Origin of the sequence: Lentzea terrae (genome assembly GCF_003265345.1) — a bacterium.
Lineage (GTDB): Bacteria > Actinomycetota > Actinomycetes > Mycobacteriales > Pseudonocardiaceae > Lentzea > Lentzea terrae.
In genome coordinates this window covers 378,467-403,767 of record NZ_QFWW01000029.1, presented here as the reverse complement: position 1 = coordinate 403,767, position 25,301 = coordinate 378,467, and the positions used below count along the sequence as shown (strand labels likewise).

Below are 25,301 nucleotides of genomic sequence, written 5' to 3'. Positions count from 1 at the left end.
TCAGCACGTGATTGCGTTGGACCACGTGCTGGTCGTCGACGTGGAGTCGACGTGTTGGGAAGGATCTCCGCCGCCCGGTGAGGTGTCGGAGATCATCGAGATCGGGATCTGCCCGCTCGAGGTCGCGTCGGGTGAACGCGGCGAACGGCGCAGCGTGCTGGTGCGGCCTGCACGGTCGTCCGTCAGTCCTTTTTGTACTCGGCTGACCACGTTGACGCAGGAGCAAGTCTCCGAGGGCATCTCCTTCGCTGAGGCGTGCGCGGTGCTGCGCAAGGAGTTTCGGTCGGATCGCCGGGTGTGGGCGTCCTATGGCGACTACGACCGCAAGATGTTCGAACGGCAGTGCAAGGACGTCGGCGTGGGGTATCCGTTCGGGCCGCGGCACCTGAACGTGAAGACGCTCTTCGCCTTGACGCATGCCTTGCCGCGTGAGGTCGGGATGGCCGAGGCGGTGCGACTCGCCGGGCACAAGCTCGACGGCACGCACCACCGCGGCCACGACGACGCCTACAACATCGCGGGGCTGCTGGCCGGACTGCTCGGCAGGTGAGCTCTCAGACCACTCAGAGTGGGTGTGATCTTGGCCGTTAGCCCGAACAGCCCCTTGTGGACGGTGTGAGCTTGCCCTGAAGATTCACGGGCTCATTGTGTGAGTCCTGGGGGGCAAGTCAATGTTGAGCCGAATTTGTGCTGCCGTCATGGCGTTCGCGCTGGCGTGCGGAGCCCTGCCCGCCGTGCAGGCGAGTCCACCGCGACCTGCGGTCGCCAAGTCTCCTGAGGCGCAGGCCCGCGAAACCGGGAAGCCGGTCGAGATCCCCGAAGCGGGCAGCGAACGCACGAAGATCTTCGCGAACCCGGACGGCACGAGGACCCTGCAGTCCAGACCCGAGCCGACGCGGGTGCGCAGAGACAACGGCTGGGTACCGATCGACACCGGCCTGCGGGAGCGGGCGGACGGCGCCGTCGAACCGGCGGCCACCACGACCGGCCTGGTGTTCTCCGGCGGTGGCGACGACCAGCTCGTCAAGCTGAGCAAGGACGGCAAGGACCTCGCGCTCACGTGGCCGGGCAAGCTGCCCGAACCGCGGCTCGACGGCGACAGCGCGACCTACCCCGAGGTGTACCCCGGCGTCGACCTCGTGCTGCACGCCAAGACCGACGGCTTCACCCAGGTGCTCGTGGTGAAGAACCGCGAGGCCGCCAAGAACCCCGCGCTCGAGCGAATCAAGCTCGGCGCGCGCACCACCGGACTGAGCCTGCGCGAGGACCAGGCCACCGGCAACCCCGAGGCGACCGATCACGCGGGCACCGAGGTCTTCGCCGGTGCCACGCCCATGATGTGGGACTCGGCCGGCGGCTCCACCACGACCGGCCCCGCGGACAAGGCCGGGCGCAAGGCGATGGACACCGTCGTCTCCGGTGGTTCCGTCGAGGTGGTCCCCGACCAGAAACTGCTGACCTCGCCGGACACGGTCTACCCGGTCTACATCGACCCGCCTCTCAACGCCGGCCGGTTCGGTGGCACGGAGCTGTGGAAGCACGCGCCCGGCGACAACAACTGGAACAACTGGTTCCAGGGCGTGGCGCGGGCCGGCTACGAGACCCAGACCGGCGTGACGGTCAGGTCGGCGTGGACCTTCGACATCTCGGGACTGGCGGGCAAGCAGGTCCTCACCGCGTGGCTCCAGACCACCCAGCGGTACGCGTGGAACTGCAACAAGAGCCGCATCGACGCGTGGCGCACCAGCATCATCGACACCGGCACCAACTGGAACAACGTGTGGTGGCGCAAGAAACTGGGCGGTACCGACGAGAAGGGCCCGAACTGCAGCAGCCAGCACAACGGCCACGACTTCGACGTGGCAGCCGGCGTGAGCGACGCGGTCGGTGATGGTGAGACGAAGGTCGGGCTGGGGCTGTGGGCCACCAACGAGTCGACGGTCGACGGCTGGCGCAAGTTCGACCCCAACCCCGCGTTGAACATCACCTACAACACGCGGCCGAACCCGCCCGCCTTCCTCACCGTGGCCGGTGCCAGCTGCGCGCGTTTGCCGGGCAGGCCGCTCTACATCCGTGAGCCCAACCCGGAGGTCGCCGCCCGGGTGTCCGATCCGGACGGTGCCGAGAACCCGTTGTTGTTCGCCCGCTTCGAGATGAACGGCCTCAAGGCCCAGGTGAACAACCACCCGAACGGCGAGATCGCCCGCGCCAGGTTCGGGACCACGGCGTTCGTCGACGGGAACACCTACACCTGGAAGGCCTACGCCGGTGATGGCCGGTTGGAGTCCGGAGCGTCCGCGGACTGCACCTTCACCTACGACGCGACACCGCCGGACAAACCGCCACTGGTGTCCTCGCCGGAGTTCCCGACCGGTGACCAGTTCCACGGCAACGCCGGCACCGTCGGCAGCTTCACCTTCAACGCCAACGGCGTCGCGGACGTGACCGGCTTCCGGTACGGCTACGAGAACCCTCCGGTGAACTCGGTCGTCGCCACCAACGGCAGCGCCACGGTGAACATCACCGCGAAGCACCTGGGCCGCAACGTGATCTACGTGCAGAGCGTGGACCGCGCCGGCAACGTGCACGCCGGCCAGCCGGTGGCCTACAGCTTCCAGACCGACCAGCAGACCCTGTGGAACGGGCGCTGGCTGCTCGACGGTGACGGCACCGACACCGCGGACGTCCCGCACGACCTGACCCCGTCGTCGTCGGGCCTCAGCTGGACGCCGGGCCGCGATGGCCAGGCGGTGCAGCTCGACGGTGTGAACGGCGGGCTGTCGACCACCCAGCCGGTGGTGCGCACCGACAAGAGCTTCAGCGTCGCGGCGTGGGTGAAGCTCGACCGCAAGGGCGACTCGTTCGTCGCCGTCAGCCAGGACGGGGCCAGCAACAGCGGATTCCTGTTGCAGTACTCGCATTCGCTGGACCGCTGGGTGTTCAACCTGCCGGGCGAGACCAGTGGTGAGAGCGCGGTCAGCTCGAAGTCCTCGCCGGAGACCGGTGTCTGGACGCGGCTGATCGGCGTGTACGACGCCGCGTCCGGCGACGCCAAGCTGTACGTCAACGGCGTGTTCCAGGGTGCTGCCAAGCGATCCGCGGTGTGGTCGGCGACCGGTGGCCTGCAGGTCGGCCGGGGCAAGCTCAACGGCAACCCGTGGGCTCGTTTCCCCGGCGGGATCGATGACGTCGTGGTGTACGACCGCGTGCTGGTGGCCGAGGACATCTCGGAGCTGTCGAACCGGCCCGCCGTCATGGAGGCGCACTGGTCGTTCGACGACTCCGGGTACGTCAACCAGCCGCCGACGTATCTGCAGCCGGGCGCGAGCTGGGTGCGCGGCCGGGTCGGCGACGAGGCGGACGCGCTCTCGTTCGACGGCACAAAGGGGTATGCGCGTGTGGAGGACGGGCTGTCGACGGCCGGTTCCTTCACCGTGTCGACCTGGGTGAACCTGCGGGCCAAGGGGAACGACCAGGCGGTGTTCAGCGTCGACGGCGGTTCGAACCGCAACAGCGCCGCGACGCTCGTCTACCAGGCGGGTTCGGACGCCTGGAAGTGCAGCGTCTGGAACGACAAGGGAACGGCTGGCTGGCACGTCTTCTCGAAGCCGGGAGTCGCGGTGAACACGTGGACACACCTGGTCTGCGCGTTCGACCCCCAGCGCAACGAGCTCCGGATGTACGTCAACGGCACCGATCAGACAGTGACGCGGACGGGGGCATTGTGGCCCTGGTCCGGCCAGGTGCACCTCGGCAGGGCAGTCCGGAACTCCCAGTTCGATCCGACGGTTCCCCCGAACTTCTACCAGATGTTCCTCTCGGGGTCGGTCGAAGGCACTCATGTCTACCGAAACGCCTTCGGCCCCGGTGAGGCCAACTACCTGTACCAGGGCAACACCATTCCAGGCCAGATGTGGAAGCTCGACCCGGCCGCTCGTACCGCGGCGGACTCCACCGATCGCAAGCACACCGCGTCAGTGATCGGCGGTGCGTACTTGTCGAGCGGTTCGTTGGTGCTCAACGGGACGGACGGGTACGCGACGACGGCCGGCCCGGTCGTGCGCACCAACCAGAGCTTCAGCGTGGTGGCCAAGGCGAAGCTGACCAAGACCGGCGGCCGGTACCCCGTGCTGAGCCAGATCGGCAGCCGCACCAGCGGCTTCTCCCTGGAGTACGACGAGACCGTCAAGACCTGGCAGCTCAGGATGACCGACGCCGACAAGGACGGCCCGGCCGAGAGGTTCGTGACGGCGAACAGCCCCGCCGTGAAGGACGAGGAAGTGCACCTGGCGGCGGTCTACGACGCGGCGGCGGGTGAGCTGCGGCTCTACGTGAACGGTGTGCCGCAGGGCAACGCGGCGTTGCACGTGTCCGAGTGGCACGCCAACGGGCCGGTGCAGGTCGGTCAGGGCCGGTTCAACGGCCAGCCGGCGCAGTACTTCCCGGGCACCGTCAACGACGCCCGGCTGTACCAGGGCGTGCTGACGCCCAACGAGATCCGTTTGCTCGCCGACGCCTGAGCACGAGACCTGGGGGACTTGTCATGGGGTACCTGCGTAGATCGACGCTGCTCGCCTGCGTCGCCGTGCTCGGCGCCGCGGCTGTGGTGCCGTCGTCGGTGAGCCAGCTGGCCCGGCTCGCGCTGGACCCGCCTGCCGCGCACAACGTGGCGGTCGGCGGTGTTCCGGTGCGGCCGGTCGAGCAGGACGAGGCCGCGCGGCTCGCGCTGCGCGGGTCGTCCGCTGTGGACTGGCCCGGTGCCGGATCCGCCGATGTCGACGTGGCTGCCGGGAAGGACGTGCGTGCCGGGAACCTGCCGATCTGGGTGGGGGACCGGGACGGCCGGGTCCGGGTCGAGCTGCTCGACCGCGCTGCCACGGAGAAGGCCGGCGTGCACGGTGTGGCGTTCCGCGTCTCCGGCGACGGCGGCCCGCTCTCGGTCGGTGTGGACTACGGCGGGTTCCGGCGGGCGTTCGGTGGCGACTGGGCGACGCGGCTGCAGCTGGTGCGGGTGTTCGATGGAACGGTTGTGCCGTCGAAGAACGACAGCGCGGCCGGGCGGTTGACGGCGGACGTCGAGCTGCCGGGTACCGGGAACGCGACGGTCGTGCAGAGCGCTGCTCCGGGTGGCGTGCTGTTCGCGCTGGTCGCGGCCTCGGCATCCGGCGACGGTCAGGGTGACTACGCGGCGACGCCGCTGGCGCCGTCGGCGAGCTGGCAGGTGTCGCAGCAGACCGGTGACTTCAACTGGACCTACCCGGTGAAGGTGCCTGCGGTGCCGGGCGGGTTGCAGCCGCAGTTCGCGCTGGGCTACTCGTCCTCGCGGATCGACGGCCACACGGCGTCGACGAACAACCAGCCGTCCTGGATCGGCGAAGGCTGGGACATGTCGTCCGGTCACGTCGAACGGCGGTTCACCTCGTGCGCCGAGAACACCGACGTCATCGCGGACAAGACGGCCGACAAGTGCTGGTTCGACGACAACGCCTCCATCGTGCTGGGCGGCCAGGCGACGCAGATCGTCAAGGACGCGAACACGGGTGCGTTGCGGCTCAAGAACGACGACGGCTCGAAGGTCGAGCGTCGGACCGGTGCCGCGAACGGCGACGTCGACGGTGAGTACTGGGTCGTCACGAAGACCGACGGCACGCAGTACCACTTCGGCCGCAACAAGCTGGACGGCTGGTCGTCGGGCAAGCCGGAGACGAACTCGGCGTGGACCGTGCCGGTGTTCGAGCGGCGTGCCGGCCAGCCGTGCAACAAGCCCGCTTTCAAGGACTCCTGGTGCGACCGGGTGTGGAAGTGGAACCTCGACTACGTCGTGGACAAGTACGGCAACTCGATGACGTACTACTACGACGCCGAGGCCAACTTCTACGGACGGCACCGCAACGACGCCGCGGCGCGCTACATCCGCGGCGGCACGCTGAACCGCGTCGAGTACGGCACGCGCAAGGGCCACGAGTACGACGGTGCTCCGGCGCAGCTCTCGTTCGAGAAGTCCGAGCGCTGCGTGCCGGGCAGCGCCTGCAACACCTCCGACTACCCGGACGTGCCGTTCGACCAGAAGTGCGACGGCGGAACCTGTCCTGACCGGATCTCGCCCACGTTCTGGTCGACCAAGCGCCTGTCGAAGATCGTCACGAGGGCGAAGAAGACCGATGGCGGCTGGCAGGACGTCGACTCGTGGTCACTCGGTCACAGCTTCCCGTCCACTGAGGACTCGTCGTCGGCGGCGTTGTGGCTGACCGGGATCACGCACTCCGGGCACGTCGGCGGCACGATCACGTTGCCCGAGGTGACCTTCGACGGCAAGCGCCTGGCCAACCGCGTGGGCGGTACCGCGGGTTTCGGCGGGTACCTGCCGCTCTACAAGTTCCGGCTGACGAACATCTACTCGGAGTCGGGTGGCCGGATCACGCTGGACTACCACGACGGTGACTGCGAGCGGAACTCTCGGCTGCCCGACGTGAACGCGTTGGACGGGAACGTGCTGAGGTGCTTCCCGGTGACCTGGGCACCGCCGAACCGGCCGGACTCGGTGGACTGGTTCCACAAGTACCTCGTCCGCGCGGTGGCCGAGACCGACCGCACCGGTGGCGCTCCCGACCAGAAGACCACCTACGACTACATCGGTGACCCCGCCTGGCACTACACGGACGACGAGATCACGCCGGAGCGGTTGCGGACGTGGTCGGAGTGGCGTGGCTACGCGCGGGTGAAGGTCACGAAGGCGGGTACGCAGACCGAGCGGTTGTTCTACCGCGGCATGAACGGCGACCGGACCCGCACCGGCGGCCAGAAGTCGGTGAAGCTCAAGGACTCGGAGAACCAGGAGTTCGACGACATCCCCGCCGCGCAGGGCTTCCAGCGCGAGGAGATCGTTCGCAACGGTCCCGACGGCGCGCCGCTGATCAAGACGATCACCAAGCCGGTGCCGCTCGGCCCGTTCGCGCGCAAGGGTTCGCTGGAAGCGTGGATGCTCAGGTCCGGCGAAACCCGGACCTTCACGGCACTGTCGTCGGGCGCCACGCGGACGACCACGTCCACGCCGACGTACCACGACAAGGACGGCGTGGTGCTGCAGGTCGACGACCGCGGTGACGACGCCACGGCCGACGACGACCTGTGCATGAAGAACGTCTACGCGAGCCGCGACGACCTGTGGCTGCGCAACCTGGTGGTCGAGACCGAGACTTGGGGCAAGGACTGCAGCGGCACGGCCACCGTCGCGCAGGTGTTGAAGAAGAACCGCACCTACTTCGACGGCAGCTCCACGCTGGGCGCGATCCCCGGCCTCGGCAACGCGACGAAGTCCGAACAGGCCGCGCACGTCGAGAACGGCGCACACGTCTTCCGCCAGGTTTCTCGTGCCGCCTTTGACGACTACGGCCGCGTCACCGAGTCCTACGACGCGTTGGACCGCAAGTCGACGACGTCGTACTCGCACACCAACGGCCTGCTCACCGGTCAGGTCATGACCAACGCCAAGAACTTCAGCGCCTCCGTGAAGCTGGATCCGGTGCTGGGCCAGCCGATCGAGAAGACCGACGCCAACAACGGCGTCACGCGCCTGGAGTACGACGCGCTCGGCCGCCTGTTCAAGGTGTACGAGCCGGGCCGTGTGCCGGGCACGCACTCGCCGACCGCGCAGTTCGAGTACCTGGTGCGCAAGGACAAGGTCACCGCCGTCTCCACGACGACCCTCGGCGCGACCGGCAACAAGGTCACCGCGTGGGCCATCTACGACGGCTTGCTCCGCCCGCGCCAGACCCAGTCCGAGGCGCCGTACACCGGCCGCCAGCTGACCGACACGTTCTACAACGACCGCGGCCTGGTCGAGCGGACCGCGTCGCTCTACTACAACAAGGACTCCGGTCCGACCTCCGAGCTGGTGGCACCGCCCAACGGCAACGAGGTCGCGCTTCCCTCCCAGACGGTGACGTCGTACGACGTTCTCGGTCGTGCGGTGAGCCAGAAGTTCATCGGCCTCGGCCAGGACAAGTGGACCTCCTCCGTCGTCTACGGCGGCGACCGGATCATGACCACGCCGCCGCCCGGCGGCACCGCCACCACGACCCTGTCGGACGCGCGCGGCCGCACGACCGAGCTGCGGCAGCACAAGCAGCCGACCCCGACCGGCGACTACGACGCGACCCGCTACGCCTACTCGCGTTCCGGTGAGCTGGAGACCGTCACCGACCCGGCGGGCAACATCTGGCGCAACACCTACGACCTGCGCGGCCGCAAGATCGCTTCAGATGATCCCGACCGTGGTCACACCACTGTCGCGTACGACGACGCCGGGCAGATCACGTCCACAACGGACTCGCGCGGCAAGACCGTGCGCTTCGAGTACGACGTGCTGGGCCGCAAGACCGGCTCGTTCGAGGGCACGACCCAGCTCTCCGCGTGGACCTACGACACGGTCGCGAAGGGCCTGCCGACCGCGTCGATCCGCTACTCGGGCGGCCAGGAGTACCGCTCCGAGGTGACGGCCTACGACGTCGCCGGCCGGGCGACCGCCTCGAAGGTCGTCATCCCGGGAGTGGAAGGCGCTCTGGCGGGCACGTACGAGACGAAGACGAAGTACGGCCAGGACGGCAGCGTCTCGACCGTCGACCTGCCGAAGGCCGGTGACCTGCCGGCGGAGAAGCTGCAGTACCTGTACACGAAGACCGGCCAGGCGGACTACCTGAGCGGCGTGACGCCGTACGTGGAGAAGGCCACCTACAACGAGTACTCGCAGCTCTCCCAGCTCCACCTCGACACCGGCATCCAGAACAAGACCAAGTGGGTGCAGCTCAACTACACCTACGAGGCCGACACCCGCCGGCTGTCCACTGCGGACGTCCTGCGCCGGGCGTCGACCAACGCGGTGCCGAGCAGGTCCCAGTACAACTACGACGCGGTCGGCAACGTCAAGTCCGTGATCGAGGCACCCACCTCGTTCAAGGCCGACGCCGAGGGCAACATCACCACGTTGCCCAACAACGACCCGAACTCGGTCGACTACCAGTGCTTCAAGTACGACCACGTGCGCCAGCTGACTGAGGCGTGGGCTGGTACCTCGAAGTGTGCTTCGGAGCCTTCGCAGGCTGTCGTGGGCGGGCCGGCCGGGTACTGGCAGTCGTTCCAGTACGACAAGGCGGGCAACCGCACCAAGGAGATCGATCACGCGGCGGCGGGCGACACGGTCTCGGAGTACTCCTACCCGCAGACCGGCGGTCACCTGCTGTCCAAGGTGACGAGCACCGGCCCGTCGGGTCAGCAGCTGTCGGAGTTCGGCTACGACAGCACCGGCAACATGACCCGTCGCATGGTCTCCGGCACCACTCACACGATGGAGTGGAACGCCGAAGGCCAGATGGTTTCCGACAAGGCGTCCGGCCAGGACACGTCGTTCATCTACGACGCTGATGGCAACCGGCTGCTGCGCAAGGCGCCTGGCGCAACGACGTTGTACATGGGCACCCAGGAGATGACCCTGATCTCGGGGTCGACGGCGCCTAGGGGCACGCGTTACTACGCCATCGCCGGCCAGACCGTCGCCGTCCGGACCGCCGCGGGAATTTCGTGGCAGTTCAGCGATCACCAAGGCACGCAACAGGTCTCGCTCGCCGTGACGACCCTGGCGGTGACACAACGCCGCCAGACCCCGTTCGGCGAACCGCGTGGCGCCGCACCCGCTTCGTGGCCCGACGACAAGGGCTTCGTCGGTGGGACCAAGGAGTCGTCCGGTCTGACCCACCTGGGAGCACGTGAATACGACTCCGCGACGGGCAGGTTCATCTCCGCCGACCCGGTGATGATGCTGGAGGACCCGCAGCAGATCAACGGCTACGCCTACGCGAACTCGAGCCCGCTGACCTACTCCGACCCGACCGGGCTGAAGCGGGAGGACGAGCGTCCGATCTGCGTCGGCATCTACGGCGACTGCGGCATCGACAACACGACTCTGGAAGGCTCGTCGATCTACGGCGAGTACACGCAGGAGCAGTTGTCCGGGATGGGCGTGCTGCGGTCGCAGAAGCAGCAACAGCTCGCGGCCGCTGGGATTTCGGAGGCCGACTACCGCAAGGCTCAGGAGCTGGAGCGGCAGTCCTGGGTGGACGTTGCGCTGCAGGCTGGTGGGGAGGTGCTCAAGGAGATCCTGGGCATCAACGACATGGCCAAGTGCTTCGGTGAGGGCGACATCGGCGCTTGCGCGATGATGGTGCTCGGCGTCATTCCGTGGGGGAAGATCCTCAAGGCCGGGAAGATCGTCAAGGCGCTCGAGAACGCGGTCAGCGCGGTGCGGTCCTTCCTGAAGCAGCAGGAGTGGGCCAAGGGGCTGCTGGCCAAGGCTCGCGGGTTGTTCAGCAAGTGCAACAGCTTCACGCCTGAGACTCAGGTGTTGATGGCGGACGGGAAGCGGAAACCGATCGCCGCGGTACGAGTCGGCGACAAGGTGCTCGCCACAGACCCGGAGACAGGTCAGGCTGAAGCCAAGGCGGTCGCCAACCTGATCATCGGCAAGGGCAAGAAGAACCTCGTCGAGATCACGGTGGACACCGATGGTGCAGCAGGGCCGGCCACGGGCAAGGTCACAGCCACCGACGGGCACCCGTTCTGGTTGCCGGACAAGGGTGTTTGGGTCAAGGCTGATCAGCTGCAGGAAGGCGCGTGGCTGCAGACCTCGGCCGGCACCCAGGTGCAGGTCAAGGCGCTGCGGAAGTGGACGGCCTACGAGCGGGTCTACAACCTGACCGTCACCGACATCCACACCTATTTCGTGGTGGCGGGTGCACAAGCGGTCCTCAACCACAACTGTGGTGAGGGCGGCTACGACCTCCGGGGTAAAGATCCGATGAGCATCGTGCCGGACAACGCATCGATTCGTGAGCTGACACCGCATCCGAATGGTGGGTCCCAGTACGGGCTTGAGTACAAGTGGACGAGCGAGGCCGGGCAGACCGTGCGCATGAGGATTCATGGTCCGGACGGCACTGCTCCTGCGGGATCCAACTCCGCGATGGGTGAAACGTACCGGGTGCAGATCGGTGCCAGGTATCAGGACGAGGCCGGCAACCTGTACCACAAGAACGTGCACAAGGAGGCTAGCCCGTATTACGATCCGTCTGCAGCGAACAAGACGCACATTCCATGGCCATCACAATTTCCGGGACTTTAGATGAGCATTGGCGGGGAGCATCTCGGAGAGTTGTTGCGGCAACTGGTCGCCGTTGAACCGCAGGCTCGTGAAGTGGGTGCGGAGACGGTGTGCGACTGGTCTGGGTCTCTAGCGCAGGTCGAAGCGCGTCTGTTGGTTCGGGTGCTGTCGGCGGCTGCTGCGATCGAAGGCGTCTCTTCGGTGAGAGAAGCAATGCTCCACGCCGCGGCGGAGATATTCGACGCGTCCTTTATGGACGTGCATGACGTCGCGCCAGTTTTTGCCATAGAGGAGGGCACGCTCGATCCGTCCGAGCAGGAGTACGTTCAAGGCCTGGGCGAAGAACTGGCAGCGGTGTCGAGAGCTGGGCTGAAGGTAGCTCCTTGGGCAGGTTGAGGATCATGTGGTGGTGGTGCTGTCGAGTTTGATCGACAGCACCACTGCAACATCAGAGGTGCGGTGTCCGGTTGCGTCCGTTCACTTGCGAGGATCGACTGCGAGCTGCTCAGAAAGTGATCACGTCGGCCGTGTCCGGGTTCGCCTTGCCCGCCAGCACGGCCTGCCACACCTCCAGCAGCTCGTCCGGGCCGCTGTGCCGGGCGACGCTGACCCAGCCGGCCGCCTGAGCGGTGAACGCCCGCCAGGCCTCACCGAAGCGCTGAGCGAGCCCGTCCGCACCCCAGTCGGCGGTGCGCTTGCGCAGCTGCTCCGGGGCGAAGAAGAACTCCGAGCGCGGGTCCGCCGAGGCCTTCTGCTGCGTGAGGCCGATCGAAGTGTCCTTCACCAGGTCGTCGCCCAGACGGTCGTGCAATGTGGTGCGCAGGTCGGCCGAGCCGCTGAAGTCGAGGTACACCGAAGGTTCGACGTCCACGGCAGCGTCGTAGGGGAGCACGGTGTCGTAGAGGCCCAGGCTGGTGGTGAACTCGACGTTGCGCGGCGAGGTGAGGCCCACCAGTCGCACGCCGGCACCGCTCAGGCATTGGGCCGTTCCGAACGCCGTCTTGCTGGAGGCCGAGGAGATCACCACGGTGCGGGCGCCGTGGAAGTCGTTGTCCTGCAGTTGGTCGGCGAGCAGGAACGACGTCAGGAACAGCGGGCGGTACAACGCCTGGAGGTCTTCCAGCGCGGGGTCGTATGCGGGGTCCTGCGAGGTGACCAGGTAGCTGTTGTAGACGGCCGGCAGCTCGGCTCGGTGGTCGGCCGTGTCGACGAACCCGGACGAGGTCAGCTTGGCGCGCACGACGAAGTGGCTCGCCATCGGCAGGTAACCGTAGACGCGGGTGCCGGCGGGCAAGGCGTCCAATGTGGAGTCGACGACGTCGGCGAAGCCCCACACCGGGATGACGCCGCGGCCTTCGGGCGCGAAGGGGAAGAAGCGCCAGTAGCCGATCATCTCGCCGATCACGCCGTAGGTGACGTTGTTGGCGGTCAAGCCCACGTGATGCACGCGGAGGAGCACCTCGCAGTCGCCGAGCTCGGGGGAGAGTTCGTCGTGCAGGACTTCGGTTTTGGTGAGGTCGTCGCGGTCGACGACGACGGTCCAGCGACTGATCATTGCCAGGATTCTCCTTGGTCGGGAGGTACGCTCCGGTCGTGACCGTGCCTGAAAGACTGATCGACGCCGCCACCCGCCTGTTCGCGGACAAGGGGTACGAACGCGTCGCCGTGCAGGAGATCGTGGAGCGCGCCGGTGTCACCAAAGGCGCTATGTACCACTACTTCGGGTCGAAGGACGACCTTTTGCACGAGATCTACGGGCGGTTGCTGCGCATGCAGACCGAACGGCTGGACAAGATCGCGGAAGGCGCCGGGCCGATCACCGACCGGCTGCGCGAGGCGGCCGTCGACGTGATCGTCACGAGCGTCGAGAACTTCGACGCCGCCAAGGTGTTCTTCCGGTCGATCGACCACCTGTCGGCCGAGAAGCAGAAGGAAGTGCGGGCGGAACGGCGGCGCTACCACGAGAAGTTCCGCGGTCTGGTCGAGGAAGGGCAGTCCGAAGGGACGTTTCGCGGTGACGTGCCCGCTGACCTCGCCACGCACTACTTCTTCGGGTCGCTGCACCACCTCGGCACGTGGTACCGCCCGGACGGGGAGATCCCGGCCGGGCGGCTGGCAGAGCACTACGCGGATCTGCTGATCCACAGTCTTACGGCACGATGACCGAGACGATTTCGGCCACGCAGGCGGGCTTGTCGCTGCCCTCGATCTCGATGACGACCTTGGTCACGAGCTGCTTGCCCAGCGCGATGTCCGAGACGTCCAGCAGCTCGACCCCGCCGCGCACCCTGGCGCCCACGAGCACCGGCTGCGGGAAGCGGACCTTGTTGCTGCCGTAGTTGACGCCCATCTTGATGTTCTTGACGGTGTAGATGTCGCGCACCAGGTACGGCACCAGCGACAGCGTCAGATAGCCGTGCGCCACCGGGCCGCCGAACGGGCCCTGCTTCGCCTTCTCGACGTCGATGTGGATCCACTGGTGGTCCAGCGTCGCGTCGGCGAACAGGTTGACCTGCTCCTGCGTGACCTCGTGCCACTCGCCGAAACCGAGGTGCTCGCCCTTCGCGGCGACGAGCTCGTCAACACCTTCGAATACGCGCATCGATCAGTCCTTCGGTCCGCCGGCGACGTAGATGACCTGGCCGGACACGAACCCGGCGCCCTCGCTGGCGAGGAACGACGCGGTGTGCGCGATGTCCTCCGGCTGGCCGACGCGCGCGACGGGGATCGTCTGCGCCGCACCGTTGATCAGGTCCTCGAACGAGATCTTCATGCGCTCGGCGGTCGCCTTGGTCATCTCGGTGGCGATGAAGCCGGGCGCGATCGCGTTGACCGTGACGCCGAACTTGCCGAGCTCGATCGCGAGGGTCTTGGTGAAGCCCTGCAGACCGGCCTTGGCGGCGGAGTAGTTGGCCTGGCCGCGGTTGCCCAGCGCGCTCGTGCTCGACAGGTTGACGATGCGGCCGAAGCCTTCCTTCGTCTGGAACGCCTGGACGGCCTTGCTCATCAGGAACGCGCCGCGCAGGTGCACGTTCATGACGGTGTCCCAGTCGGCCGCGGTCATCTTGAACAGCAGGTTGTCGCGCAGCACGCCGGCGTTGTTGATCAGCACGGTCGGCGCGCCGAGGGCCTCGGCGACCTTCGCCACCGCGGCGTTGACCTGCTCCTCGTCGGACACGTCGACCTTGAGGCCGATGGCGCGCCCACCGCCCGCGACGATCTTGTCGGCGCCGTCGAGCACACCCTGCTCGTCGAGGTCGAGCAACGCGACGGCCAGGCCGTCCGCGGCGAGACGCTGCGCGACGGCGGCACCGATACCGCGAGCCGCGCCGGTGACGATGGCAACCCTGTCGGCCACGGGTCCTCCTTCATTGGGGGATGGTGAGCTAAGCAAGCGCTTAGTAACGTACCTATCAGTCCGCTTGACGTCCAGCGCTGTGCGGACGACCATACCGACTGGTCGGAATGTACGCATGCGAGGAGGCAGCAGCCGTGGAACTCACCGGCAAGGTCGCGCTCATCACCGGCGGATCCAACGGCATCGGTGCGGGTGCCGCCCGGCGCCTCGCTGCTGCGGGCGTCCGTGTCGTCGTTGCCGACGTCGACGTTGACCAGGGCAAAGTCGTCGCTGACGAGGTCGGCGGCGTGTTCGTGCGCTGCGACGTGACCCAGCCTGCGGACTCCGCCGACGCGGTCGCTCTGGCTGTGCGCGAGTTCGGTGGCCTCGACATCGCCTTCCTGAACGCCGGTATCGGCACCGGCTGCTCGCTGGGTGACGACTTCGACGTGGAGGTCTATCGCCGGGCGATGGCCATCAACCTCGACGGCGTCGTCTACGGCGCGCACCACGCGTTGCCGGAGATTCAGAAGCGGGGTGGGCAGATCATCGCCACCGCCTCGATGGCCGGCCTCATGCCGATGCCGGGCGACCCTGTCTACGGCGCCAACAAGGCTGCGGTGGTCGGGCTGGTTCGTTCGTTGGCCGGTGCTTACCCGGACGTCCGGGTCAACGCTTTGTGTCCGGCGTTCGCCGACACCAACATCATCACGCCGCTGCGGTCGACGCTGGAGGACATCGGGATGCCGATCCTGCCGGTCTCCGCCGTGGTGGACGCGTTCATGTCCATTGTGGAGGGTTCGGGAACCGGCGAGGCGTGGTTCGTGCAGTCCGGGCGTTCGTCGGAGCCGTTCGGCTTCCGCAACCCGCCCGGTCCGCGTGCGGCTGACGGCTCGCGGGTCGAGGCTGCTCGCCAGGACCCCATTTCCATCGCGCTCAAGGAGAGCTGACGTGCGTGCTATTCAGATCACCGAGTTCGGTGGGCCCGAGGTGCTGCAGCAGGTGGAGCTGCCGGACCCGGTGCCGGGTGACGGTGAGGTGCTGATCAACGTTTCGCGTGCTGGGTTGAACTACGCGGACACGCACCAGGCCGAGAACTCCTACCTGGCGAAGATGACGCTGCCGCTGGTGCCCGGTGGCGAAGTTGTTGGCACGACCGCGGATGGCCGTCGGGTCGTCGCGTTGACCAAGAACTCCGGCGGCTACGCGGAGAAGGCCGTCGCGCCTGTGCTCACCACTTTCGACGTGCCGGACGGGGTGGACGACCTCACGGCTCTGTCGTTGATCGTGCAGGGTGCCACTGCTTGGTTGTTGCTGCGGAAGTCGACTCACATGGAGCCCGGTGAGTCGGTTGTCGTGCACGCCGCTGCCGGTGGTGTGGGCACGATCGCGGTGCAGCTGGCCAAGTTGTGGGGTGCCGGCCGGGTCATCGCCACGGCTTCTTCCGACGACAAGCGGAAGCTGGCGCTGGATCTGGGTGCGGACGTGGCGATCGACTCGCGTTCCGAGGACATGACCGCGGCGTTGATCGAGGCGAACAACGGGCGTCGGGTTGATGTGGTGCTGGACATGACTGGGGGTGCTACCACTGATCAGTCGTTGGTGGCGTTGGCTCCGTTTGGGCGGCTTGCGTTTTATGGGATGGCCTCGCGGGAAAGGCCGAAGCCGGTTGACCTCGGAGCGTTGCTGGTGCACTCCACGACCGTTGCGGGTATGTGGCTGCCGCACGCTCTGAGGGTGCGCGACTCGGAACACGGCACGCTGGCTCATCGCGCGATGGCGGAGCTGTTCCAGCTCGTCGTCGACGGCAAGCTGAAGGCCGTTCCCGGTGGGGAGTACGGGATGGGGCAGATTCGGCAGGCGCACGAGGACCTGCGGTCGCGCAAGACCGCAGGCAAGCTGCTGCTCGACCCCTCGCGCTAGCTCGCGAAGACGCGAATGGGGCGGTCCGCGTGGTGCGGGCCGCCCCATTCGACGTTGGTGTTACTCGGAGAGCTCGGCGAGCTGGGCCTTCACCTTGGCCAGCTCGGCCTCCAGCTCCTCCATGCGGGTGCGGTGCTGGTCGCGCGCCGCCTCCAGCACGGTTTCGATGCCCTCCGCGATGTCCTCGTGCAGCTCCTTCGCCGCCTTGGCCACGGCGATGGCCGGGATGACCAGGCCCGACACGACTCGCTGCGTGCCGTGGACCAGGTCGGCCTGCCATTCGCCCTCGGCCGTGCCGGTCACCGTGAGCGTGAGCTCCACGGTGCGGGTCTTCTTCGCCGTGCTCTTGGGGCGGGCCGCCTTCGGCTTCTCAGCCTTCGGGGCCTCGGCCTTCGGTGCCTCGACCGGCTTCGCAGCCTCGGCTTCAGGCGCCGGAGTCTCCTCCACGACGGTCTCCTCGACTGCCTGCACCTCGGTGAGCGTGTCCGACACGATCAGGTTTCCTCTCTCCGCAACGACATGACCCCGCGCAGGATCCTAGAACACGTGTTCGATCGGACGGCGATGGGGTCGACGCAGAGCCTAGTCAGTACGGCGGGAGCTGTACGCGCCACTGCCGTTCGACGTCGATCACGCCGGGAACCGAGAGCAGTGACGGGATGACGCGGACCTCGGCGGTGCCGGTCACCACGCCGAGGGCCTCCAGGACCGTGTCGACCACCAGGCCGGCCTCCCGGAGGTCGTCGAGGACCCCCGGGAGGCTGCCTTCGGTCACGGAGACCATCACCTGGTCCACCGAGGTGGTCATGGTGCCTGGACGAGCCCGCCGCCGACGTCGGTGGACGGCAGCGGCAGCCGGAGGGCCGTCGAGGCCAGGCGGGCCCACAGCTCGTAGCCGCGGGCTCCGGTCTTCTCGGCGATCAGGACCGCCACGCCGGACACGTGCGGGGTCGCCATCGACGTGCCGCGCAGGCGGCGGTACTTCTCCGGCAGCTTGAACGACGAGTAGACGTCGACGCCGGGGCCGGCCAGGTCGATCTGGCCGATCTTGTCCGCCGTGCCGGACGAGAACGACGCGATGGCGCGGTTCACGTCGATGGCGGCCACCGCGATGATGGACGGGCAGCGGGCCGGGTGGCCCACCGGCGCGACTCGGGCCGGGCGCTGGGAGGCGTTGCCCGCCGCGGCGATGATGAGCGTGCCCTTGGCCATCGCGCGCTGGGCGACGGTCTCGTAGATCTGCGAGTAAGGGGTGCCCGCCGGGACGTCGGCGCCCAGGGACATCGAGATGACCGCGCAACCGTTCGCGACCGCCCAGTCGATGCCCGCGAGGATGCCGCCGTCGGAGCCGGAGCCCGCGTTGGACAGGACCTTGCCCGCGAAGATCTCGGCCTCGTGCGCGACGCCGTAGCCGGGGGCCGTGGCGGGCTTGCGCGGGCCCGCGGACGTGCCGACGCAGTGCGTGCCGTGGCCGTGGCCGTCCTGGACGTCCTCGCCGGTGATGAACGACTTCGTGGTGATCGCGCGGCCGGTGAAGTCCGGGTGGTTCTTCTCCCAGCCGGTGTCGAGGACGGCGAGCTTGACGCCCTTGCCGGTGGCCGTGCTGACGTCGGCGCCGACCGCCTGCAGGCCCCAGGTCAGCACCGACTCGTCGGCGGCCGGTTCGACCTCTTCCTCGGCCGGTGCGGCGTCGAAGACGTGCACCACGCGTTCCGGCTCGACGATCTGGACCGGGCCGGGGCGCTCGGCGGCGCCGTTCAGCTCGGCCAGCAGGTTCGGGTCTCCGGACACCACTGCTACGCCGAGCTCGGGGAACACCTGCAAGGTGTCTGAGCCGAGCTCACCGGTGTTCGGGTCGAACCCGGCGATCGCGCCGAGCTCGGCCAGCCCCTCCTCGATGGCGTCTTCCTGCAGCAATACCAGGAACCGGCCGGTGGTCTCCACTTCCGCGGGTTCGGTCATGACGGTTCGCCCCTACTCTCCTGTAGCCCTACTAGAGAGAGTCGTCATCCGGGGGCTTGTGTTTCAGGCCGTTTGCCGTCTGCGCTGGAAGAATTCCCCGATTGGCTCAACGTACTTCGCCGCGATCGGCCCAAGGATGGCCATCAGCAGCACGTACGCGGTGGCCAACGCGGCCAGGTCGTCGTTCACCTGACCGGACGCGACGGCCAGGCCGGCGATGACGATGGAGAACTCGCCGCGCGCGACCAGGGCCGCGCCCGCACGCATGCGGCCCATCTTGCCGATGCCCTGCCGCCGGGCCGCCCACCAGCCCGTGACGACCTTGGTGATGGTCGTGACGGCGGCCAGGGCGAGGGCGATTCCAAGAACAGGTGGAATCGACTTCGGGTTCGTGTTCAGTCCGAACACGACGAAGAACATCGCGGCGAAGAGATCGCGCAACGGTTCCAGCAGGCGCGTCGCGTTCTCCGCCGTCGAGCCGGAGATGGCGATGCCGAGCAGGAACGCGCCGACCGCCGCCGACACCTGCAGCTGCGAGGCGATACCGGCCACGAGCAACGCCGAGCCGAGCAGCTTGAGGAGGAACACCTCGTGGTCGGGACTGTCCACAATGGCCGAGATGAACCGGCCGTACTTGAGCGCCACCACCAGAACCACGGTGATCGCGAGCAGCGAGATGCCCACCGACGTGAGCCCGCCGACGAAGCTCACGCCCGCCAGCACCGCCGTGAGCACCGGCAGGTACACGGCCATCGCCAGGTCTTCGAACACCAGGACGGACAGCACGACCGGTGTCTCGCGGTTGCCCAGCCGGCCGAGGTCGCCGAGGACCTTCGCGACGATGCCGGACGACGAGATGTAGGTGACGCCGGCCATCGCCAGCGCGCCGACCGAGCCCCAGCCCAGCAGCAACGCCGCGATCGCGCCCGGTGCCGCGTTCAGGACGAGGTCCAGCACGCCGGCCATCCAGGACTTCTTCAGGCCGGTCGTGAGCTCGGACGCCGAGTACTCGAGCCCGAGCAGCAGCAACAGCAGCACGACGCCGATCTCGCTGGCGATGTGCGTGAACTCGTCGATTCCGTGTAACGGCACGAACCCGCCGGTGCCGAACGCGAGGCCACCGATGAGGTAAAGAGGGATGGGCGAGATGCCGATCCGCCTGGCGACGCGGCCGAGCAGTCCGAGGCCGAAGAACACCGCGCCGAGCTGGATCATGGCGATAGTTGTCTCGTGCACTGTGCTTTAACCGCCGTGGAGGATCTCAGCGGCGGCGTCGAGGCCCTCCGCGGTGCCGACGACGACAGCGAGGTCACCGTTTTCGAAGATGAAGTCGGGGCCGGGCGACGGATGCGCGTTGCCCGAGCGCACGACGGCCACGATGGACGCACCGGTCCTCGTGCGCAGAGCGGTCTCACCGAGCGTGTGGTTGGCGAACGCGGTGACCGGCAGCTGACGGGTCGTGATGCCGCCGATGCCGCGGGTCTCCTCCTGCAGGTGCGCGACGAGCTGCGGCGCGCCGAGCAGGCCCGCGAGGGTGCTCGCCTCTTCCGGTGAGAGGGGTATCGAGGCGGCGCATGAATCGGGATCCGAAGCCTTCGAGAGGATCAGCTCGAACCGGCCGTCCCGATATGTGATCACGCCGACGCGGCGGCCGGCGCGGATCATGAAGTCCTGGCGCGTTCCGATTCCGGGCAAAGGCGTGATCTCTACGTTCACACAGATCATGATACGTGGATGAGTCTGCGAGTACGCCCAGTGCGACGCGGGTGGGTGGTGCGCGACCGCGTGCCCGGCCCCGATGTCGACGAGTTCGCCGAACCCGGTCAGGTGATCGGGGCGCTCGCCAGAGCCCCGCACGGCACGCTGCTCGCCGTTCAGCACCCCCACCGCACGCCGGCGGCACTGGCGGCGGGCACCGGGCTGCTCGACGCGTTGCCGCACGCGCGGGTCGAGCTCGCGGCGCTGATCCGGCGGGCGTACCGGGAGGTGACCGACGTCGTCGCGCCGTACCGGGTGGACGGACCGGACGGGACGGCGTGCGGGGTGTTGTGTCTCGTCGACCCCGACGCGATCGCGCACACCGAGGACGTCTACCCGGACGTGGTCGCCGAACGCGGTCAGGTGCTCGCCTCGCTCGGGACCGCCACGAGTGCTGCGATGCTCATCCCGATCACGCCGCACGACGAACTCACCGACCTGGTGCTCGGCATGGACGAGGAGCCCGCGGTGTCGCTTGTGGACTCCGGCGGGCGCAGGCACTGGGTGTGGCTCGTGGCACCAGGGGCACTGCAGGACGCGTTCCTCGAAGCCGCGGGCGCCCATCCGTTGCTCGTGGCGGACGGCAACCACCGGGTGGCGGCGGCGCGGTCGGCCGGGTTGGCCGGGCTGCTGGCGCTCGTCACGTCCGGGCCGGGACTGCGGGTCGGGCCGATCCACCGGGCGATCGTGGGCACCGGGTTGGGCGCGTCCGATCTGGTGACGGCGTGGGAACGGGTCGGGCTCGCGGTGTCGACGTTGCCCTACGTGGTCGAGCCGGAGCCCGGCGTGGTCGTGGTGCGCTGCCCGGACGAGGTGTTGCGGGTCGAACTGCCTGCGGGACAAGGGATCGACCACGCGGTGGTGGAGTCCTTGCTGCTGGACCGGGCGCTCGGGCTCGACCCCGAGAGTCCTTGCGTCCGGCCCGTTGTGGACGCTTCGGTGGAGGCCGAAGCGGTGCTGCTCATCGCGCCGGTGCCGATGAAAGAAGTGCTGGCGGGCACCAAGATGCCGCGCAAGAGCACGTATTTCACGCCGAAGCCGCGGAGTGGGCTGTTGCTGGCGGACCTGAAACCGTAGGGCCCTGCTGGGCGGATTCGTTCGGCCCTGTTGACCGCGAGGACTCGGGAACAGACTCGACAGCACGGTCCCCCCGAGCCGCGTATGGAGAACTGCAGATGCGCTACGAGCCGTCACCCTCGTTGCCGCCACCTCACTCCAAGATTGGACTTGTGCACGTCAGGCACCTGAGGGCGATGACGGCGGCGTTGCGCGCGGTCGACTACCGCTACGGCGGCGGGTCGTGCCGTATGCAGGTGCAGGCGCTGTTGTCGTGGTGTGACAAGGCGTTCGCGCATTCGGCCAGTGCCGCGGTACGTCGTGACTTCGGCTGCGCCATCGCGGAACTGCACGCGCTCGCGGGCTGGACCGCCTTCGACGCCGGGCTCGGTGGGTCCGCGCACCGCCATTTCGATCTCGCCCTGAACTTCGCCCAGGACGGTGATCTGGTGGCGAACATCCGCTATCGGATGGGGCGGGTCCACCTGCACCACGGTGGGCCCGCCGAAGCGCTCGGCATGTTCCGGCTCGCCGGTCTCGTCGCGACGAGTCACCACACGAACGCGATCCTGGCGGCGAACCAGGCGTGGTGTTACGCCGAGCTCGGGCAGCGGGTGCCTGCGCTGGCACTGCTGGGGCGTGCGCACGACGAGTTCGCACGCGCGGATGTGGACGGTGCGGCGCCGTGGGCCGCGTTCTTCGACGTGAATGATCTGGCGGGCATCACCGGTGCCGTCTACACGAGTCTCGCGCGCACGGTGGACACAAGCTTTGCGCGGCCGGCCATCACGTCGTTGGGGCAGGCCGTGACGGGTTATTGCGACGACATGGCGCGCAGCCGGACGTTCGCGCTGATCGCGTTGTCGTTCAACCATCTCGTGGAGGGAGACGCGGACGAAGCGGCGGTGGTCGCGGGCCTGGCCGTCACGCAGACCGGGGACATCATGTCGGCACGGACGCGCAAGAAGCTGGAACCGCTGCACGCCGAAGCGGACAGACGGCGCGCGACCAGACTGAGGGAGTTGATCACGCCGTTGCTGGTGACTCCTTCGCACGCCGCGTGATGAGCGCGCAGACCCGGTGGTTTCCGGCGATCCCGGGGTCGTTGCCCGAGATCCGGGCCTTCGTGCGCGATCTCGCCGGTGCGTCCGGGCTGAACGGTGACGACGCGCGGGACGTGTTGCTCGCGGTGTCCGAGGCGGCGGACAACGCGGTGCAACGCGCGGGCGCGTCCGTCGTCGGGGTGACGTGGGAGCCGCAGGACCACGCCGTGCTGCTGACCATCGAGGACGACGGCGTGTTCGACGTCGCGGCGGGCACCGACGGCCGGCCGCTGGGACTGCGCCTGCTGTTCGGCGTCGCCGACGAAGTGCAGGTGCGGCCGGGCAAACCGACGTGGCCCGGTACGGTCGTGCGCGCGCTCGTGCGGGTCTGGTCCCGTGCGGGCGTTCCGGACCTGCCCGCGCCACCGGGACGCCCACGTGTGTTGCTCGTGGACGGTGACCGGTTCTCCGGCCAGTCGCTCGCGGCGTTCCTGCACGCCGAGGGCTACGAGGTGACGCTCGTGACGACGATCGCGGCCGCCGAGTCGGCGTTGCAGAGCCATCCGGCACTGGCGGTGGTCGACCTGCTGACGTCTCATGGTGAGGGGACACGGTTCGCGGCCGTCGCACGGAGCTTCGGAGTACCGGTTGTAGCCGTTTCGGCGATCGAGCCGGCCACTCACGTTGCCGATGCTTACTTACCGAAACCGGCGCATCCACTGCGTGTGCTCGCGGCGGTTCGCGACCTGCTGTCTCCCGACCCGTGAGGCACCCGACATGGAACCGCAACCAGGCTTGCTGGAGGTACGTCGCCACGGCGCGGTGGTGGCGCTGGCAGGCGAGGTCGACCTCAACACCAGTGAGCTGCTGAGGTCGGAGCTGGCACTGGCCTGCGCGTCCGGGGACGGCGCCGGGGACGTGGTGATCGACTTCAGCGCGTTGACGTTCATCGGGTCGAGCGGCCTGCACGTGCTGATCGAGACCGCGACGGCGCTGGGGCAGCGGCGGCTGGTGCTGCACGGCGGCGGGTGGGCCGTCTACGTGGTGAACCTGCTCGATCTCACGTTGCGGTATCCCAACATCGTCGTCGACCAATGAGTCTTCCTCAAAACCGACTGACGCGTTAGTTTTCCGTCTGCCGCGGGTCGCTGGATGTTCCACGTGACGATGGAACGTTCATGCGCAGACCTGTGCTCTTGGTGGTTGCTTTAGTTGCGTTGGGCCTGCCCGCGGTTGCTTCGGCTGCTCCTCCTCGAGGCACCGGGCAACCCGGACAGCGGCAGCGGAGAACCGGCGAGCCCTGCCGTTCCAGCTCTGAGATGTTGAACAGCCGCGGATCCAGCCGGCCGTCCCGCAGCAACGGTGCGCGTCGGACGGCACGACCGAGATGTCCGGGGTGCCGGTCTGCTGCACGAAGCTCACCCCGGACCGCCCTGGCCCCGGCCGCACCGCGTTGTCCTCGTTGAACGCCGCCGTCGTGCCCGCCTCGGCCGAGGTGTGGCAGGCGGCCTTGCACGGGTCGGCTCGCGTGTGGCTGGACGGACGGGCTCGCTTCGTGCTGGACCAGAGCACGCGGCAGGTCGGGGCGCCTGCGGCGTGGGATGCGGGGATCACCGGCAAGGGCGTGACGATCGCCGATCTGGACAGCGGCTGGGACCAGGGGCACCGGATCTCACCGGGGTCGCCGAGGCGCGTGACTAACCTGATGTTCGTGCGGGACGGGCAGATTCCGGATCCGGCTTCGCTGGTGGCGAAGGATTCCTCGTTGGCGCGGATCCGTGCGACCTATCAGTCCCAGGGTGGTGCTCCGGCCGTTGGTGTGCGTGGCGGTTACGGCTACTACAAGGGCGTGGCGCCTAACGTGACCGTGCTGCTGGACATGCCGGTGCCGGCCGAGCGGACCGAGTTCTACACGCCAGGGCCGGACGTCGAGTGGGACAGCACGTTCGGGTTCCGCGGCGGCGGCTGGGGCGAGTACCAGCGTTCACCTCGCCGCGCGTACTCGGTGCGTTCGTACACGGTGGTGTGGAACAGATCGCCTTTGGGGCCATCGCTGGGGTCCTATGAGGACGGTTGGGGACTTTCGCGAACCGGTGACGTGCTGAACGCCTCGATCCCGTTGTTCTCGACGGCGTGGGACTGGTCGTACACCGAGTCGTGGGGTTCCTATGCGAACGCCGCCACGAAGTTGTCGTTGGACGGCAAGGAGATCGCGGCGTCGCCTTATCCCGGCTGGATCTCCGCCAACGCCGGTGCTGTCGGCCGGTACGCGCTGTCGACGGTGACGGACCGGCCCGCGCCTTACTCGGCGTTCGGCACGCTTCGGCTTCGTGGACCTTCAACTCGCCCGGCACGACTACCGCACGCACCGCACTGCCGTTGCTGGTCGTCCGTGCGTCGGGCAAGACGGACAGCGAGGGGCTCGCGCCGTCCGGTCGCTGTTTCCCGCTCGAACTCAGGGTGCACAAGCGGAAGGGGGCCAATTACGGCCGAATTGGTGTGCCGCGTCGACGTTTCGTACGACGACGGCAAAACGTGGGAGCGCGCTCTGGTTGTGGGTGAACATGCCCTGCTGTGCCATCCGCAAGGTAAATCGTTCGTTTCGCTGCGGATGTCCGTGGTCGATTCCCTCGGCAACTCGGCGACGCACACGGTGATCCGCGCGTACGAGGTCGTACCGCGCTAGGGTCGGGCGTATGGCGGTACGAGCGATCAGGGGAGCCACGCAGATCGACGCGGACTCGCGCGACCTGCTGCTGGAGGCCACGGCCGAGCTGGTGCGCGAGGTGCTGGAGCGCAACGCCCTCTCGCCCGACGACCTGATCAGCGTCGTTCTAACCGCCACACCCGACCTCACGTCCGAGTTCCCCGCCTACGCCGCGCGCCAGGCGGGGCTCTCGGACGTGCCGCTGCTGTCCGCCACCGAGATCGCAGTGCCGGGCTCGATGCCGCGCGTGATCCGCTTGCTGGCGCACGTCGAAACCGACCTGCCGCGGTCGTCGGTGAAGCACGTGTATCTGCGCGGAGCGGCCGCGTTGCGCACCGATCTGAATCACTGATCGTTTTCGGG

The 25,301-nt window shown here is 68.0% G+C and carries 21 protein-coding genes; 13 read left to right on the top strand and 8 right to left on the bottom strand.

Translation table 11 applies throughout. From position 1 onward, the window contains the following. Positions 1-7: 7 nt before the first annotated feature. The 4 genes from DI276_RS36420 to DI276_RS36405 all read left to right on the top strand — a co-directional run bounded on the left by DI276_RS36420 (position 8) and on the right by DI276_RS36405 (position 11,548). The gene (locus tag DI276_RS36420) at positions 8-550 is read left to right on the top strand and encodes a 3'-5' exonuclease (protein WP_112272124.1); all 543 of its coding nucleotides are present in this window, start codon (positions 8-10) and stop codon (positions 548-550) included. Positions 551-698: 148 nt separating this feature from the next. Continuing rightward, positions 699-4,520: a LamG domain-containing protein gene (locus DI276_RS36415; protein ID WP_198681130.1), complete on the top strand. Its 3,822-nt coding sequence runs from the start codon at positions 699-701 to the stop codon at positions 4,518-4,520. A gap of 23 nt (positions 4,521-4,543) precedes the next feature. Continuing rightward, positions 4,544-11,173 (top strand): polymorphic toxin type 30 domain-containing protein, encoded by a 6,630-nt coding sequence (locus DI276_RS36410; protein WP_112272120.1) that lies wholly within the window; start codon positions 4,544-4,546, stop codon positions 11,171-11,173. Continuing rightward, entirely contained in the window at positions 11,174-11,548 is a 375-nt protein-coding gene (locus tag DI276_RS36405) for a hypothetical protein (protein ID WP_112272119.1), read from the top strand. A 109-nt stretch (positions 11,549-11,657) separates the two neighbouring features. Here DI276_RS36405 and DI276_RS36400 read toward each other — a convergent pair whose 3' ends face one another. Further along, the gene (locus DI276_RS36400; RefSeq protein WP_112272117.1) at positions 11,658-12,707 is read right to left on the bottom strand and encodes a DUF2855 family protein; all 1,050 of its coding nucleotides are present in this window, start codon (positions 12,705-12,707) and stop codon (positions 11,658-11,660) included. Positions 12,708-12,745: 38 nt separating this feature from the next. Here DI276_RS36400 and DI276_RS36395 point away from each other — a divergent pair, with 38 nt between their 5' ends. Next, the gene (locus DI276_RS36395) at positions 12,746-13,315 is read left to right on the top strand and encodes a TetR/AcrR family transcriptional regulator (protein ID WP_232837163.1); all 570 of its coding nucleotides are present in this window, start codon (positions 12,746-12,748) and stop codon (positions 13,313-13,315) included. Here DI276_RS36395 and DI276_RS36390 read toward each other — a convergent pair. Both DI276_RS36390 and DI276_RS36385 read right to left on the bottom strand, forming a co-directional pair. Further along, positions 13,302-13,754, bottom strand: a complete 453-nt coding sequence (locus DI276_RS36390; RefSeq protein ID WP_112272113.1) for a MaoC family dehydratase — start codon at positions 13,752-13,754, stop codon at positions 13,302-13,304. The genes DI276_RS36395 and DI276_RS36390 overlap by 14 nt on opposite strands. A 3-nt stretch (positions 13,755-13,757) precedes the next feature. Further along, positions 13,758-14,510, bottom strand: coding sequence for an SDR family oxidoreductase (locus DI276_RS36385; RefSeq protein WP_232837162.1), 753 nt, complete (start codon positions 14,508-14,510; stop codon positions 13,758-13,760). Positions 14,511-14,644: 134 nt separating this feature from the next. On the opposite strand from DI276_RS36385, the gene DI276_RS36380 reads away from it, so the two are divergent. Then, positions 14,645-15,439: an SDR family NAD(P)-dependent oxidoreductase gene (locus DI276_RS36380; protein ID WP_232837161.1), complete on the top strand. Its 795-nt coding sequence runs from the start codon at positions 14,645-14,647 to the stop codon at positions 15,437-15,439. A 1-nt stretch (position 15,440) separates the two neighbouring features. After that, positions 15,441-16,412 carry a quinone oxidoreductase family protein gene (locus DI276_RS36375; RefSeq protein WP_112272107.1) on the top strand — a complete coding sequence of 324 codons (972 nt, stop codon included), beginning with the start codon at positions 15,441-15,443 and terminating at the stop codon, positions 16,410-16,412. Positions 16,413-16,472: 60 nt separating this feature from the next. Here the strand turns inward: DI276_RS36375 and DI276_RS36370 are convergent, their stop codons facing one another. From DI276_RS36370 to DI276_RS36350, 5 genes are all read right to left on the bottom strand, one after another. Continuing rightward, positions 16,473-16,904, bottom strand: coding sequence for a DUF6319 family protein (locus DI276_RS36370; RefSeq protein WP_232837160.1), 432 nt, complete (start codon positions 16,902-16,904; stop codon positions 16,473-16,475). Positions 16,905-16,998: 94 nt separating this feature from the next. Continuing rightward, on the bottom strand, positions 16,999-17,220 hold the full coding sequence (locus DI276_RS36365; RefSeq protein ID WP_232837159.1) for a hypothetical protein: 222 nt from the start codon (positions 17,218-17,220) through the stop codon (positions 16,999-17,001). Then, positions 17,217-18,374: a S8 family peptidase gene (locus DI276_RS36360; protein ID WP_112272105.1), complete on the bottom strand. Its 1,158-nt coding sequence runs from the start codon at positions 18,372-18,374 to the stop codon at positions 17,217-17,219. The genes DI276_RS36365 and DI276_RS36360 overlap by 4 nt, the downstream gene beginning before the upstream one ends. A gap of 63 nt (positions 18,375-18,437) precedes the next feature. Beyond that, positions 18,438-19,589: a cation:proton antiporter gene (locus DI276_RS36355; RefSeq protein ID WP_408610613.1), complete on the bottom strand. Its 1,152-nt coding sequence runs from the start codon at positions 19,587-19,589 to the stop codon at positions 18,438-18,440. A gap of 27 nt (positions 19,590-19,616) precedes the next feature. Next, positions 19,617-20,090, bottom strand: coding sequence for a cation:proton antiporter regulatory subunit (locus tag DI276_RS36350; RefSeq protein ID WP_112272101.1), 474 nt, complete (start codon positions 20,088-20,090; stop codon positions 19,617-19,619). A gap of 18 nt (positions 20,091-20,108) precedes the next feature. Between DI276_RS36350 and DI276_RS36345 the strand changes: the two genes are divergently transcribed. The 6 genes from DI276_RS36345 to aroH all read left to right on the top strand — a co-directional run bounded on the left by DI276_RS36345 (position 20,109) and on the right by aroH (position 25,290). After that, positions 20,109-21,209, top strand: coding sequence for a DUF1015 family protein (locus tag DI276_RS36345; RefSeq protein ID WP_112272099.1), 1,101 nt, complete (start codon positions 20,109-20,111; stop codon positions 21,207-21,209). A gap of 152 nt (positions 21,210-21,361) precedes the next feature. Next, a complete protein-coding gene (locus tag DI276_RS36340; RefSeq protein WP_157985160.1) occupies positions 21,362-22,252 on the top strand; it encodes a hypothetical protein in 891 nt (296 codons plus the stop codon). Beyond that, positions 22,252-22,998 (top strand): ATP-binding protein, encoded by a 747-nt coding sequence (locus DI276_RS36335; RefSeq protein ID WP_157985159.1) that lies wholly within the window; start codon positions 22,252-22,254, stop codon positions 22,996-22,998. Before DI276_RS36340 ends, DI276_RS36335 begins: the two co-directional genes overlap by 1 nt. 10 nt (positions 22,999-23,008) lie before the next feature. Continuing rightward, positions 23,009-23,329 carry an STAS domain-containing protein gene (locus DI276_RS36330; RefSeq protein ID WP_157985158.1) on the top strand — a complete coding sequence of 107 codons (321 nt, stop codon included), beginning with the start codon at positions 23,009-23,011 and terminating at the stop codon, positions 23,327-23,329. A 289-nt stretch (positions 23,330-23,618) separates the two neighbouring features. Continuing rightward, a complete protein-coding gene (locus tag DI276_RS36325; protein ID WP_112272090.1) occupies positions 23,619-24,917 on the top strand; it encodes a hypothetical protein in 1,299 nt (432 codons plus the stop codon). Positions 24,918-24,927: 10 nt separating this feature from the next. Continuing rightward, positions 24,928-25,290, top strand: a complete 363-nt coding sequence (aroH, locus tag DI276_RS36320) for a chorismate mutase (protein WP_112272088.1) — start codon at positions 24,928-24,930, stop codon at positions 25,288-25,290. Positions 25,291-25,301 lie beyond the last annotated feature (11 nt).